The organism is Nonomuraea antri, assembly GCF_013283785.1.
Lineage (GTDB): Bacteria > Actinomycetota > Actinomycetes > Streptosporangiales > Streptosporangiaceae > Nonomuraea > Nonomuraea antri.
This window is the reverse complement of record NZ_JABCPZ010000141.1, coordinates 14,990-28,847: the sequence shown is the minus strand read 5'-3', so window position 1 is coordinate 28,847 and position 13,858 is coordinate 14,990. Positions and strand designations below refer to the sequence as shown.

Annotated in this window: 12 protein-coding genes; 4 read left to right on the top strand and 8 right to left on the bottom strand. The window is 71.2% G+C overall.

All coding sequences use genetic code 11. The features are described from left to right. Positions 1-15 precede the first annotated feature (15 nt). The gene (locus HII36_RS35135) at positions 16-690 is read right to left on the bottom strand and encodes a response regulator (RefSeq protein WP_236004184.1); all 675 of its coding nucleotides are present in this window, start codon (positions 688-690) and stop codon (positions 16-18) included. Further along, positions 687-2,234, bottom strand: coding sequence for a sensor histidine kinase (locus HII36_RS35130; protein ID WP_173527626.1), 1,548 nt, complete (start codon positions 2,232-2,234; stop codon positions 687-689). The genes HII36_RS35135 and HII36_RS35130 overlap by 4 nt, the downstream gene beginning before the upstream one ends. A gap of 343 nt (positions 2,235-2,577) precedes the next feature. Here HII36_RS35130 and HII36_RS35125 point away from each other — a divergent pair, with 343 nt between their 5' ends. Both HII36_RS35125 and HII36_RS58185 read left to right on the top strand, forming a co-directional pair. Next, a complete protein-coding gene (locus HII36_RS35125) occupies positions 2,578-3,264 on the top strand; it encodes an ABC transporter ATP-binding protein (protein WP_173527625.1) in 687 nt (228 codons plus the stop codon). Beyond that, positions 3,261-4,022 carry an ABC transporter permease gene (locus HII36_RS58185; protein WP_173527624.1) on the top strand — a complete coding sequence of 254 codons (762 nt, stop codon included), beginning with the start codon at positions 3,261-3,263 and terminating at the stop codon, positions 4,020-4,022. Before HII36_RS35125 ends, HII36_RS58185 begins: the two co-directional genes overlap by 4 nt. 31 nt (positions 4,023-4,053) lie before the next feature. On the opposite strand, the gene HII36_RS35115 is transcribed toward HII36_RS58185, so the two are convergent. After that, entirely contained in the window at positions 4,054-4,503 is a 450-nt protein-coding gene (locus HII36_RS35115; RefSeq protein WP_173527623.1) for an RrF2 family transcriptional regulator, read from the bottom strand. A gap of 8 nt (positions 4,504-4,511) precedes the next feature. Next, a complete protein-coding gene (locus HII36_RS35110) occupies positions 4,512-6,404 on the bottom strand; it encodes an endonuclease/exonuclease/phosphatase family protein (RefSeq protein ID WP_173527622.1) in 1,893 nt (630 codons plus the stop codon). A gap of 90 nt (positions 6,405-6,494) precedes the next feature. Between HII36_RS35110 and HII36_RS35105 the strand changes: the two genes are divergently transcribed. Next, positions 6,495-7,676, top strand: a complete 1,182-nt coding sequence (locus tag HII36_RS35105) for an ROK family transcriptional regulator (RefSeq protein ID WP_173527621.1) — start codon at positions 6,495-6,497, stop codon at positions 7,674-7,676. A gap of 171 nt (positions 7,677-7,847) precedes the next feature. On the opposite strand, the gene HII36_RS35100 is transcribed toward HII36_RS35105, so the two are convergent. The 4 genes from HII36_RS35100 to HII36_RS35085 all read right to left on the bottom strand — a co-directional run bounded on the left by HII36_RS35100 (position 7,848) and on the right by HII36_RS35085 (position 12,572). Then, positions 7,848-9,287: a glycoside hydrolase family 3 protein gene (locus HII36_RS35100; protein ID WP_173527620.1), complete on the bottom strand. Its 1,440-nt coding sequence runs from the start codon at positions 9,285-9,287 to the stop codon at positions 7,848-7,850. 92 nt (positions 9,288-9,379) lie between these two features. Further along, positions 9,380-10,231: a carbohydrate ABC transporter permease gene (locus HII36_RS35095; RefSeq protein WP_173527619.1), complete on the bottom strand. Its 852-nt coding sequence runs from the start codon at positions 10,229-10,231 to the stop codon at positions 9,380-9,382. Continuing rightward, the gene (locus HII36_RS35090; protein ID WP_173527618.1) at positions 10,228-11,238 is read right to left on the bottom strand and encodes a carbohydrate ABC transporter permease; all 1,011 of its coding nucleotides are present in this window, start codon (positions 11,236-11,238) and stop codon (positions 10,228-10,230) included. The genes HII36_RS35095 and HII36_RS35090 overlap by 4 nt, the downstream gene beginning before the upstream one ends. 2 nt (positions 11,239-11,240) lie before the next feature. After that, positions 11,241-12,572 (bottom strand): extracellular solute-binding protein, encoded by a 1,332-nt coding sequence (locus tag HII36_RS35085; protein ID WP_173527617.1) that lies wholly within the window; start codon positions 12,570-12,572, stop codon positions 11,241-11,243. Positions 12,573-12,709: 137 nt separating this feature from the next. On the opposite strand from HII36_RS35085, the gene HII36_RS35080 reads away from it, so the two are divergent. Further along, the gene (locus HII36_RS35080) at positions 12,710-13,858 is read left to right on the top strand and encodes an ROK family transcriptional regulator (protein ID WP_173527616.1); all 1,149 of its coding nucleotides are present in this window, start codon (positions 12,710-12,712) and stop codon (positions 13,856-13,858) included.

The window sequence follows — 13,858 nt, the reverse complement described above, 5'->3', positions numbered from 1 at the left end:
GGTGGGGGGACCGGGTTACGGGGTGACCAGGCCGTGGCGGAAGGCGTAGGTGACGGCCTGGGCGCGGTCGCGGACGCCTGCCTTGGCGAACAGGTTGTTGATGTGAGTTTTCACCGTGGCCTCCGAGATGCAGAGGCTGGTGGCGATCTCGGAGTTGGATCTGCCGTCGGCGATCAGGCGCAGGACCTCGGCCTCGCGCTGGGTCAGGCCGTCGGGGAGGGCGTTGGCCGGTCTGGGGGAGTCGGCCATGGCCTCGGCCAGGACGCGCTGGACCTGCGGGGCGAACTGGGCCTGGCCCGCCGCCACGACCGTGACCGCCTGGGCCAGCGACTCGGCGTCGGTGTCCTTGGTGAGGTAGCCGCGGGCGCCGGCGCGTAACGCGTCGAAGACCGATTCGTCGTCCGAGTACGTCGACAGCACCACCACCTCCGTGGCCGGGTGGTCTCTGCGGATGCGGCGGGTGGCCGCCACGCCGTCCAGTTTGGGCATGCGCAGGTCCATCAGGACGACGTCCGGCGACAGTTCGGCGACCTTGGCGATCGCTTCCTCGCCGTCGCGGGCCGTTCCCACCACCTGGACGCCGGGCAGCAGCCCGAGCAGCAGCACCAGGCCCTCGCGCACGACGGTCTGGTCGTCCACGACCAGGACGCGCACGTTCATGCGGGGCACGTTCATGTGGGGCACGCTCATGCGGGCACCCGCAGTATCACCGCGAAGCCACCCGGTTGCGGTCCCGCCGTGAGGGAGCCGCCGATCAGTTCCGCTCGCTCCCGCATGCCGACCAGCCCATACCCTCCGCTGCCGTATCCGTAAGTGCCATTTTCGTAGGTGCCGTTTTCGGGAGTGCCCTGCTCGTGGGTGCCGTTTTCGTGGATGCTCTGCTCGTGGACGGCCTGCTCGTGGGTGCTGTCTCCGTTGCTGCCATGTCCGGTGCTGCCACGTCCGTTGGTGCCATGTCCGTTGACGCTAGGTCCGTTGACGTGGTGTTCGTTGACCCCGTGTCCAGCGCCGCCATGGCCATGGGCGCCGTGCGCGTCCCCGTCGTGTTCGGGTCGTTCGCCGGGGCCGACGATGGCCGGTGCGGGGATGGCGTGCTGGGCGCCGTTGTCGCGTACCTCCAGTTCGCACCAGCGGCCTGTGCGGCGCAGTGCCACCGCGACCGAGGCGCCGTGGGCGTGCTTGCGGACGTTCGTGAGCGCCTCCTGGGCGGTGCGGGCCACCGCGAGCCTGGCCTCGGCGGGGAGTGTGACGGCGGCGGGGTCGATCGACAGGGCGCAGGAGGCGCCGGTGGCGGCGCGGAACTCGGCGGCGAGCCGTTCGAGGCGTTCGCGTAGCGGGAGGTCGTCGCCGCGCAGGGCGTCCAGCGCGCGCCGTGTCTCCTCCAGACCGGCCCTGGCCAGCCGGACGGCGCGTTCGACCCGGTCGAGCGCGGCCCGCTGGTCTCCGCCGTCCTTGAGCAGCAGGCGGGCGCCCTCCAGGTGGACGATCTGCGCCGACTGCGAGTGCGCCAGGATGTCGTGGATCTCGCGGGCCAGGCGGGCGCGTTCCGACAGCACCGCCTCCCTGGCGCGGGACTCGGCCACCTCGGTGGCCTGCCGCCGGGTGGACGACAGGTACCACATCATGTACGCGATGACCGCGGTGTACGCGAGTCCGGCCGTCAGTCCCAGGTACGCGCCCGCGTCCAGGCCGATCGCGCGTGAGATCAGCGGCAGGGTCACCAGGTTCAGCGTGGTCAGCGCCAGGGCCGGGCGCAGCCTGGTGCGGTGCGGCGCGGCGTAGACCGTGACGAAGGCGAACGCCACCCCCGAGTACGGTGCGATCGCGTGCATGAGAGAGCCGCCGGCCAGCGTGGCCAGCAGCAGCCAGAGGTTGAGTGCGGGCGAGTTCCGACCCTTCGCCGCGCCAGGGGCCGGGGAGCCCGCGTCTGCGGCCCGGGAGCTCGCGTCCGCAGCGGGGGAGTTCGTGTTCGCGGCCGGGGAGTTCGTGTCAGCGGCCTGGAAGCTCGCGTCCGGGGCCGGGGGGTCTCCGAGCAGGGTGGTGCGTATGGACGGCCGGTGCCCGGCCAGCGCCCACAGGCAGCAGCCCAGCGTGCCGACGGCCAGGACGGTGGCGAGCGCGGCCTGGACGAGCCCAGGACGCGTGGCGACCAGCATGACCGGCCCGTTGGCGAGATAGACCACCAGCAGGACGATCAGCGGGATCCTGACGTGGCGGCGACAGAGTAAGGCCACGCCGCAACGGTAGTCCGCGGGCCGCCTCCCGGCATCGCCCCACGGGTGGAAAGTCCTCTCCATCCGCCATCCGCCCTCGGCTCACGGGTGGAAAGTCGCCTGCATCCGCCCTCCGCCCTCGGCCTACGGGTGGAAGTCGTCTCCCACCGCCCTACAGGTGGAGAGCCCTCTCCAGCCGTCATCCGGCGTCTCCCCGCGGGTGGCAGGCCATGCCGTCCGCTCTCGCCCCACGGGTGGAAGGGCCGCTCCACCCGTGATCCGGTGGGACTGCCCGGGGGCGGAGCGGGGGGTTCCATCCCGGCTCCGATGCGCCGGCCCGCCCCCGCCCCGCACGCTCTGAGTCATGACACTCATCAGCGTCAACAGTCTGAGCAAGACGTTCGGGCGGGTGGTGGCGGTGGACGATCTGTCGTTCGACGTCCCGGCGGGGGCCGTCACCGCCTTTCTCGGCCCGAACGGCGCGGGCAAGACCACCACCCTGCGCATGATCCTCGGCCTGGTCACCCCGACCGGCGGCGGGGCGACCATCGGCGGGGTGCCGTACCGGAAGCTGGCGCGGCCGGTCGAGCGGGTCGGCGCGGTGCTGGAGTCCGTCGCCTTCCATCCGGGGCACACCGCGGAGCGGCATCTGGAGGCGGTGTGCATCGCCGCGGGCCTGGACACCGAACGGGTCGCGCAGGTGCTGGACGAGGTCGAGCTGACGGCGGCGCGGGGGCGCAGGATCGGCGGCTTCTCGCTGGGCATGCGGCAGCGCCTGGCGCTGGCCACGGCGCTGCTCGGCGAGCCCGAGGCGCTGATCCTGGACGAGCCGGCCAACGGCCTCGACCCGGCCGGGATGCGCTGGCTCAGGGCGTATCTGCGGGCCTACGCGCATCAGGGCCGCACCGTCCTGGTCTCCACGCACGTGCTGGCCGAGATCGAGCAGATCGCCGAGCACGTGGTGATCATCGCGGCCGGGCGGCTGCGCTGGAGCGGGCCGTTCGACCGGGCGGACGGGCTGGAGGAGCTTTATCTGGAGGTGGCCGGATGAGCCGCGTGAACCCAGCGAAACCAGGGAACCCGTTGAACCGGCTGGTGCGTGCGGAGCTGCACAAGGCGCGGGCGAGCCGCGTCACCTGGGTGCTCGCCGCCGTGGCTCCCGCCTTCTGCGTGGCCTGGACGGCGGTGCCCGCCCTGCTGCCCGCGCCGTCTGAGGAGGTCCGGCTGGCGGGCGTGTACAACATGGCCCAGCAGGCGTACGTGTTCACCATGATCCTGGGCATCCTCGGCATGGCCGGGGAGTTCCGCCACCGGACGATCAGCTGGGCCTTTCTCGTCACGCCACGCAGGGGGGCCGTGGTGACGGCGAAACTGGTCGCCTACGGGCTGGTGGGGCTGGCGGTGTCGCTGGTGTCGGCGCTGGCCACGTTGGCGGGCGGGGCGCTGTTGCTGACGGCGAGCGGGCATCGGGCGTTCAGCCAGGAGGTGCCGGGGATCCTGGCCGGGTCGGTGGCGGCGAACACCGGGTACGCGTTGTTCGGGGTGGCGCTGGCCGTGCTGGTGCGCAGCCAGGTGGTCGCGATCGTGCTGGCCTGCCTGCTGCTCTCGTACGGTGACAATTTCCTGGCGTGGCTGGTGCCGGACGTCTTCACCTGGCTGCCCACGGGGGCGGCGCGGGCGCTCGGCGGCATGCCGCCGGCCCGGGGCGAACTGCTGCCCGCCTGGGGCGGCGGGCTGCTGTTCGCCGCGTACGTGGGCGCGATGGTGCTGGCCGCCCGGCTGATCACGCTCCGCCGCGACGTCACGTGATCGGGCAGGGCGGCGCGGGGGCCTGCCCGGGTCAGTCCCAGGCGGCGGGGTCGGCGGCGAGCTGGCGGACCCGCTCGGGCAGGGTGCCGCCGGCCACCTGCTCGAGCGTGACCTCCTCCAGGATGGACCGCTCGGTGGCGCGCAGCGCGATCCACACCATCTGCAACGACTCCGCCGGGCCCCGGTAGCCGACGTGCTCGGGACGCTCGCCCCGCACGTTCGCCAGCGGCCCGTCGACCGCCCTGATCACGTCGGCCAGTGAGATGTCCGCGGCGGGCCTGGCCAGCACGTAGCCGCCCTCGGGACCGCGCTGACCGCGCACCAGACCGGCCCTGCGCATCTGCAGCAGGATGTTCTCCAGGTACTTGGGCGGCATGTCCTGTTCCTTGGCGAGCTCGCCCACGGTGGTCGGACCGGCACCCGCTGCGGCGAGTTCGGCGGCGGCACGGAGGGCGTAGTCGACACGAGCGGAAAGGCGCATGTTCTCGATTATCCCCCCTGGTCAACACTGGTTAGGCGCAAGGTCGTCAGAACGGGCAGGTGATCCGAATACGGGACCCGGGGCACCTGCGCCGATACCGCCGTCAAACCCTTGGTGATCAGCACGTGGTCGATGCGCCGGACCGGATTGTCCGCCGGTGAGGTTTTGGGGTCGCCGAGGGCCGTGAGCGGGTCTGAGACCCCGGCCTCCGCCAGCATGCGCATGGGCTGGTCGCCGGGCTCCAGGTTCAGGTCACCGGCCAGCACGACCGGCCGGACGATCCCGCGCCCGGCGGGTGGCGGCGTCCCGGGACCCGAGGCGGCGCTGTCGGCGCCCGCGGCCAGGTTGCGCACGATCGCCGCCACCTCCGGCGCCTGGCCCGCGGGCGCCTGCAGGTGCGTGTTGACGATGCCCAGCTCCCTGCCGTCCACGTCGAGCACGATGGCCTGGGCCTGCGCGCCCGTGGGGTAGTCGTGCGCGCCGAGCGGGTGCGAGGACACGCTCTTGACCGGCAGGTTCGTCAGCAGCGCGTCGCCCCAGACGTTGTCGGCGGCCCGCGCGAAGTGGTAGCGCATGCCCAGGCCGCGGGCGATCCTGGCCAGGTCGTCGTGGCCGCCGTTCAGCAGCCAGCCGCGGTCCACCTCGCTGAGCAGGACGACATCGGGCTGCTGTGACCTGGCCCAGGCGGCGATGCGGTCGAGTGACAGGCGGCCGTCCAGGCCGAAGCCCATGCGGATGTTGTAGGCGATCAGCTTGATCGTGTCGCCCCGCTTGGCCTGGACGGGCGGCGCGGGCCGCCAGGCGACCGCCACGGCCAGCACGGTCGCCGTCGCCACGATCACGACGGCCCGCCACCCAGGCCGGGTCTTCCGGCCCGTGGGAGCGGGCCGCCTGAGGGCCGTGCTCACGGCGACCGCGGCGACGAGCACCGCGACCGCGATCACGACGGCGCCGTTGGGGAAGCCGAGGTCCAGGTCGTAGGCGGCGTAGTAGAGGAAGAGCCCGACCAGGAAGACGAGACCGCCGCCGAGCAGCGCGAGACCGGAGCGCCGCGCGCCGGTGCCCGGGCTGGCGGTGGCGGACAGCGTGGGGCCGAGACAGAGGATCATCAGCGCGCCCGAGGCGGGCCCGCCGGACCACGACGGCATCGTGAACGCCACCGCGACGGCCACCAGCAGGACGGCGAACAGCACGTCGGACGCCGGGCCCAGGCCACGCCGCGCGGTCTGGGCGAGCGCGGCGAAGAACGCCGGCGTCAGCAGCCCGGCCTCCAGCGCCACCCGCCAGATCGAGCCGGGCCCGGCGGGGTCCTTGGCCCAGGACGTGGCCGCCATCCCGGCCAGCAGCAGCACCGGGCCGAACAGGAACCACGTGGCGGGCGGGGCCAGGTCGGGCTCGGCGGGCGGCTCCTCCATGAGGCGCACCAGGGCCAGGAAGGCCGCGCAGAACGTGACCACGGCCAGCCAGGGCACCAGCCCGTCGCGCCAGACCAGGTCGACCCCGTCCAGCAGCAGGTGGGCGATCCCGGACAGCGCCAGGCCGCCCATGATTCCGGCGGGCACCGCCGTGCGCGGGAGCGTCCTGGCGCACCCGTACAGGAACACCAGGCCGGCCGTCACGCCGGCGGAGGCGACGTAGAGCTGGCTCACCCCGGCCTGCAGCAGGATCCGCGCCAGCACCAGCGCCACCGCGCCGCCCAGCAGCGCCCAGCGCGGGCGCAGCGCCAGGGCGAGGAACGGCAGTACGAACCAGGCGGCCGCGTACGCCCCCATCAGTTCGGGAGCCGTTTCACCGGCCCGGCCGAAAAGCGTGATCAGGGACGGCAGGAAAACGCGTAACACGTCGAAAAGCAGCGCCACACCCACCGCCAGCACGGCCGCGGGTCCCCGGCTGATAGTCATGAGGCATACTCGTGTTCTTCAACGCTGATATGCAAGGGCATGAGCGCTAAACTTCCAACAACCTTTTCGATATTGACGGTGGGATTCAGCGTGGAGCGACGCCCTGGTGTGCCCAGACTGCTCAGGGAGATCAATGACCGGGCCGCACTGGAGTTGCTGCTGGCCACGGGGCCGATGACTCGGGGGCAGATCGGCGACTTGACCGGCCTGTCCAAGGTCACCGCCTCACAGACGCTGGCCAGGCTGGAAGAGCGCGGCCTGGTCGAGGTCGTCGGCGCCCAGGCCGGCGGACGAGGGCCGAACGCGGCCCTGTACAGCGTCATCGCCTCCAGCGCGTACGTGGCGGGGCTGGAGGTCGGCCCCGAGCTGATCTCCACGGCGATCGCCGACATCCACGGCCGCACGGTCGCCGAGGTGACCGTCGAGCCCAACGGCGGCGACGACCCGGTGTCGGTGGTGCACGGCGCCATCGTGAAGGCGTGCCGCAGCGCCAAGGTGAGCCTGGCCAGGCTGCGCGGCGTGGTGATCGGCACGCCGGGCGTGGTCGACCCGCGCAGCGGCGACGTGCGCTTCTCCTTCGACCTGCCCGGCTGGCACGAGGGCATCCACGAGGCCCTGGCCGGCGACCTGCGGCGCGAGGTGACGATCGAGAACGACGTCAACCTGGCCGCCATCGCCGAACTGGCCGACGGCGCGGCCCGGGGGGCCGACGACTTCGTGCTGCTGTGGGCGAGCCGCGGTCTGGGCCTGGCGGTCATGCTCGGCGGCAAGCTGCACCGGGGGCGGTCGGGCAGCGCGGGCGAGATCGGCTACCTGCCGGTGCCCGGCGTGCCGCTGCCAGAAGACATCCGTACGCTGCCCGGACGGCTGCCCTCGCTGGCCGGCGGCCTGCAGTCGCTGGTCAGCGCCGAGGCGGTGGCCGAGCTCGCGCAGGGCTACGGGTTCGAGGCCGAGAGCGCGGGGGAGTGCGTCGAGGTCGCGGTGGCGGCGGGCCGGCGGGGCGAACCGCTGCTCGACGAGATCGCGCACCGGCTCGCGCTGGGCGTGGCCGCGGTGTGCGTGATCCTCGACCCGGGGCTGGTGGTGCTGGCCGGAGAGGTCGGTCACGCCGGCGGCACGGCGCTCACGTCTCGGGTGGAGGAGGCGGTGGCGCGCATCTGCCCGGTGCGGCCGCAGGTGGTCACCACGACGGTGACGGACAAGAACCCGGTGCTGCGCGGTGCGGTGCTGGCGGCGCTGGACCAGGCCCGCGAGGAACTGCTGGCGACCTGAGGTCCCCTGGGGTCCTGTCCCTTCGAGGGGAACGGCGGGTCCGGGGCGTGGGTCCTTCGAGGAGAGCGGCGGGCCGCGGGTGCGGTCCGCCGGGGGAGGGGCCGGGCGCGGAGGTTGGAACGCCGAAACGGCCGGTCCCGGGGTTTCCGGGCCGGCCGTCGCTCGCCTCTGTCAGGCGGTCAGCAGCTCCACGGCGGCCTGGGCGTTGGCCCGGGCGGCGCCGTACGTGGCGATGTAGGCGGCGCTGTCAGGCCGCCACACCGGCAGGCCCATCTCGATCACGATCGCGTCCGGACGGGCCGACACCAGCGCCGACACCAGCTCCTGGCTGGCCGCGTACCGGTGCGCGTCCTTGACCACCACGACCAGGGACCGGTCGGCGGCCTTGGCCAGCAGCTCGGGGATCACCGCGTCGGCGGGCTTGACCCGGATGATCTCGGCCTCGGGCATCCACGGCCCGACGCCCCACGGCACGTCGCCGACGGCGATCGTCGGGGGCGTGTCCACCTCGATCACCAGCGGCTCGACCAGCGGCTCGGTGGCCCCGGTCAGGCGTACGGCGCGGCGGGCGGCGTGCAGGCCGACGACGTTCTGCTCGGCCGCGGCCTGTTCGCCGGCGCCGAACCAGTCGCGCAGCGCCGCCACGCGGGCCGCCGCCTCCTCCAGCCTGGCCAGCGGCAGCCGGCCGTCCTCCACCGCGAGCAGGATCTCCGCGATGATCTGCTGGACCTCGTCGTAGGTGGGCAGCGGGCCCAGGCACAGCAGGTCCGACCCGGCGGCCAGCGACAACACCGAACCGCCCGCCAGGCCCACGCTCTTGGTGATCGCGTGCATGTCCAGCGCGTCGGAGACGACGACCCCGTCGTAGCCCAGCTCGCCGCGCAGCAGCCCGGTCAGGGCCGCGCCGGACAGCGTCGCGGGCGTGTCGCCGGTCAGCGCCGGCACCGCGACGTGCGCGGTCATGACGGACTTGGCGCCGGCGTTGATGGCCGCCTGGAACGGCACCAGCTCGCGCGAGCGCAGCACGTCCATGGTGACGTCCACGACCGGCACGGACAGGTGCGAGTCGACGCGGGTGGCGCCGTGACCGGGGAAGTGCTTGACGCAGGCGGCCACGTTCACCGACTGCAGCCCCTGCACGGCCGCCACGGTGTGCCTGGCGACCAGCGCGGAGTCGGTGCCGAACGACCTGGTGCCGATGACCGGGTTGTCGGCCTCGGTGTTGACGTCGGCGTCCGGCGCCATGTCCAGATTGATGCCGCAGGCGGCCAGTTCGGAGCCGATGGCGCGGTACACGCGGTGGGTCAGCTCGACGTCGTCGACCGCGCCGAGCGCGGCGTTGCCCGGGTACGGGCTTCCGACGTGGTAGGCGAGACGGGTGACGTCCCCGCCCTCCTCGTCGAGCGAGATGACCGGCTCGCCGGCCCCGCGCAGGGCGCCGGTCAGGGCCCTCAGCTGGTCCGGGTCTGCCACGTTGAAGCCGAAGAGCGTGACGCCGCCCAGGCCCAGCTCCAGCTCGCGCAACACCCAGTCGGGCGCCGTGGTGCCCTGGAAGGCGACGAGCAGTGTGCCGGCCGCGAGGCGACGCAGCCCCCGATCACTCTGACTCATGGCTCCTCATCGATTGTGGATACGGGCCCAGTTCTTGGGCACGGACAGGTACGGCGCGCGCGGGTCGCGCACGCCGTACGAGATCCGGGTCGTCAGCCCTTCACGGCCCCGGCGACCAGGCCGGAGACCATGCGGCGCTGCACCAGCAGGAAGAAGATGACGACCGGAATGGTCATCAGCGTGGAACCGGCCATGATCGCGCCCCAGTCGACGCCTTCCTGGCCGAAGAAGTACTGCAGGGCGACCGGCGTCGTGTAGCCCTCGGAACCCGACATCAGGTACAGGGCGAACACCAGGTCGTTCCACGCGGTGATGAACGAGAAGATGCTCGTGGCCACCAGCCCCGGGGCGACCAGCGGGAACAGCACCTTCCAGAACGTGGTCATCCGGCTCGCGCCGTCGATCCAAGCCGCCTCCTCCAGCGACTTGGGCACCGCGGCGACGAACGTACGCAGCATCCAGATGCCGAACGGCAGCGTCAGCGCCACCTGCGTGACGATCAGTCCGAGCAGCTGGTCGCCCAGGCCCACCCGCTTGACCATCATGTACAGCGGGATGAGCAGGCCCTCGGCGGGCAGCATCTGCACGATCAGCAGCAGCACCAGGAAGACGCCGCGGCCCTTGAACCGGAATCTGGCGATGGCCGTGGCCGACAGCAGCGCGAAGGCCGAGCCGATGAGCACGGTCCCGAGCGCCACGATCGCGCTGTTGCGCAGGTAGAGCCAGATCGAGTTGTTCGCCACGCCCTCGGTGAGCACCTTCTCGAAGTGGTCGAGGGTGAAGTGCGTGGGGAACGGGATGAAGTCCGTCGTGAAGATCTGGTCGTTCTCCTTGAAACCGGTGGAGACCATCCAGTAGACGGGGAAGATCGCATAGAGGAAGACCAGCACGCCGGCCGTGTTCAGGAGGATCTTCCCGAGCCTCTTGCGGGCGAGCGGTGTCACATCTCCTCCTGCTTCACGATCTGCCGGACGTACACGACGGTGATGATCAGCAGAATGATGGTCAGCACGATCGAGATCGCGGCACCCGTGCCCAGCTTCTGCGGCGGCCTGAATGCCTCGGCGACCGCGTACATCGACAGGTTGAAGCCCTCACGGTTGGTGGGGCCGTTCATCAGCACGAAGAGCTGGCTGAAGACCTTGAAGTCCCAGATGATCGACAAGACCGTCAGGACCGCGAAGACCGGCTTGAGCAGCGGCAAGGTGATCTTCCTGAAGGTCCGCCACGCGCCCGAGCCGTCGACCCGGGCCGCCTCGTAGAGCTCGGCGGGGATGCCCTTGAGCCCGGCGAGAACCGAGACCGCGATGAACGGGAAGCTGGCCCAGACCACGCAGACCGTCAAGGCGACGTAGAGCGTGAAAGTGTCGTTGAGCCAGGGCTCGCCCGTCCAGCTCCTGCCGTTGGGCGGTGCGGCCAGCCAGTCGGGCAGCAGGTTCAGCGCCCAGTTGATGATGCCGGCCTCGGCGTCGAACAGGGAGCGCCAGGTGACGCCCTGCGCGACGGGAGGTACGGCCCAGGCGAACATGCAGCCGATGACCACGAACAGGGACATCTTCTTGCCGAGCTTGTTCAGCAGGACGCCGACCGCGGTTCCCACGACCAGCGTGAGGGTGACCGCGACGGCCGCGAACACCACGGTGTTACGCAGAGCCGACCAGAAGATGTCATTGCCGAGGATCTTCTCGAAGTTCTCCAGGCCCACCCACTCGGCCGGCCGTGTGCCCTTGACCTGGGCCAGGCCGACCTTCTGGAACGCCATGACGCCGAGCTGGAACATCGGGTAGAGCAGCAGTCCACCGATGATCAGCAGACCGGGGACGAGCAGGACGTACGGAATGCTCCAGGTGGGCAGTCCGCTGGCCCGTACCGGTCCGGCGCCCCTCTTACGGCGGCGCCCCGGGGCGGGGGACGAGCCCCTGCCCCGGGCGACCGTAGTCGTGTTCGCCATAATTACTGGTTCAGGATCTCTTCGAGTTCCTTGTTGGCGTCAGCGAGAGCGGTGGTGGCGTCCTTCTTGCCCTCGATGACGGCCCGGGCCGCGTTCTGGAGCACGGCCTTCGTCGCGTCGGCCTCGGCCCAGTTCGGGTCGGCCGGGAACGCCTTGGCCTTGGCGAAGGCCTGGGCGAACGGACCCTGCGCCGGGTCCTCGTTCATCTTGACCAGCGTGTCCGGGTAGACCGGGAGCAGGCCGCCCTCCATGGCGTAGCGGTCGGCCCACGTCTTGCTGGTGGCCAGCTTCAGGTACTCCTTGCCCAGGTCGGGCTCCTTGGTGCCGCCCCACAGCGCGATGTCGTTGCCACCGAAGAAGGAGGGCGCGACGCCGCCGGTCTTGGCGGGCAGCGGGAAGAAGCCGAGCTTGTCGCCCTTCAGCTTGCCCTTGGAGTCCACCTCGATGCCGGGCAGGTCCCAGGCCGCGGTGAGGTACATCGCGACCTTGTTGTTGGCGAAGCGGGTACGAATGTGCGTGGTGTCATTCGTCAGGTTCGCCTTGCTCGACAGGCCGCCGGTGACGAGACCGGTGTAGGTCTCGAAGCCCTTGGCGAAGGCGGGCTCGGTCAGCTTGCCGACCCACTTGTCGCCTTCCTTGACGGCGTACTCGCCGCCCTCGGACCAGGCGAACGCGGCCAGGAGGTGGTTGGCGTCGGAGCCGCCGTTGAAGGCGAAGCCGTCGACACCGTTGCCCTTCTTCTCCTGGATCTTCTTGGCGGCGGCGACGAGCTCGTCCCAGGTCTGCGGGACCTCGATCTTGAGCTCCTTGAACCAGTCCTTGCGGTAGAGCACGGCGCGAGCGCCGGCGCCCCACGGGATGCCGTAGATCTCGCCGTCGACGGTCTCGTAGCCGTAGAGGTTCTCGGGGATCTGGGCCCGGTCACCCTCACGCGCGATGTCCGTGATCGGGGTCAGCGCGTCCTGGCTCTGCCACATCGGGACCTGGTCGTTACCGATCTCGGTCACGTCCGGGCCCGCGCCGGTGGCGGCGGCGGCGAACTTGTCGGCCACCTGCGGCCACGGAATCCACTCGAGCTTCACGTCGGCGCCGGTCTGCTTCTTGAACTCGGCGTTCAGCTCGTCCATGTACTTCTGCGCGGCGGGGTTGCTGTTACCCAGACGCCAGACGGACAGCGTCTTGCCGGCGAACTTCGGTCCGGTCTCCGAGGCGGAGGCGGCCGGGGCGGCGCTCTCCGAGGTCTTGGCCGGCTCACTAGACCCGCCACAGGCGGCCAGGCCCAGGGCCAGGGCGGCCGTGGTGACCGTAGTGGCTGTGATCTTCGCGATCCTCACAGGGTTCTCCCTTCCCGGGTGCTGGCCTACGGTCCGCACCAGGCTGATCGTCAATGTCGAACGACTGGTGTTAAACTAACAAGAAACTTTCTTAAAAGAAACGCTCGTTAGCCGATCGTGACTGAGGGGGCGAATCGATGAGCCGAAACCCGGGTACGCCCCGGTTGTTGCGGCGGTTGAACGACCGTGCGGCACTCGAACTCCTCCTGGCCGACGGCCCTCTCACCCGGGCCGAGCTGGGTGAGCGAACCGGGCTCTCCAAGGTAACCGCAGGTCAACTGCTTGCACGCCTGGAGGAAAGAGGTCTGGTCGAGGTCGCGGGCGAGCGCGCGGGCGGCCGCGGGCCGCATGCCGCGCTGTACGCGGTGGTTCCCTCCAGTGCGTACGTCGCCGCGCTCGAGGTGCTTCCTGACAGCCTCAAGGTCGGTGTGGCCGACATCACAGGCAAAATCGTTATCGAGATCACTCTCAACCCGACAGACGGTAAAGACCCGGTCAAGGCCGTGCATGCCGCCGTCCAGCGGGCCTGCGACGCGGCCGGCATCGTGATGTCGCAGCTGCGCGCGTTCGTCATCGGCACCAGAGGCGTGGTCGATCCCGACACCGGCGACGTGCGCTGGTCCATCGACCTGCCGTCCTGGCACTTCGGCGTGCTGGCCAGCCTGCGCAGCACCCTGGGCGCCTCGGTGACCATAGAGAACGACGTCAACCTGGTCGCGCTGGCCGAGCACCGCTACGGCGCGGCCGTCGGGCACGACGACTTCGTCATCATGTGGGCCGGCGTCGGCCAGGGGCTCGGCGTGATGCTCGGCGGCAGGCTGCACCGCGGCATCACCGGCGGCGCCGGCGAGATCGGCTGGCTGCCGGTGCCGGGGGAGCCGCTGCCGTCCGACGTGACGCATCCGCAGTCCGGCTCCTTCCAGCGTCTGGTCGGCCACGACGCGCTGCGCGGGCTGGCCGGCACGTACGGCACGATCGGCAGCACCGTACCGGACCAGGTGCGCAACGGGGGAGATGCTTATCTCGAAGAAGTCGCCGCGCGGCTGGCCCTGGGCGCGGCGGCGGTGGCGGTCGTGCTCGACCCCGGGCTGATCGTGCTCAGCGGCGAGATCGGCCGGGCCGGCGGCGACCGGCTGGCCGCCAAGGTGCAGGAGGCCGTGGCCCGCGTCTGCCCGAGCCAGCCGCGCGTGGTGACCACCAGGGTGGCCGGCAACCCGGTGCTGCGCGGCGCCCTGGTCGCCGCCCTCGAACAGGCCCGGGAACAGGTCTTCTCCGACACTGTGTGA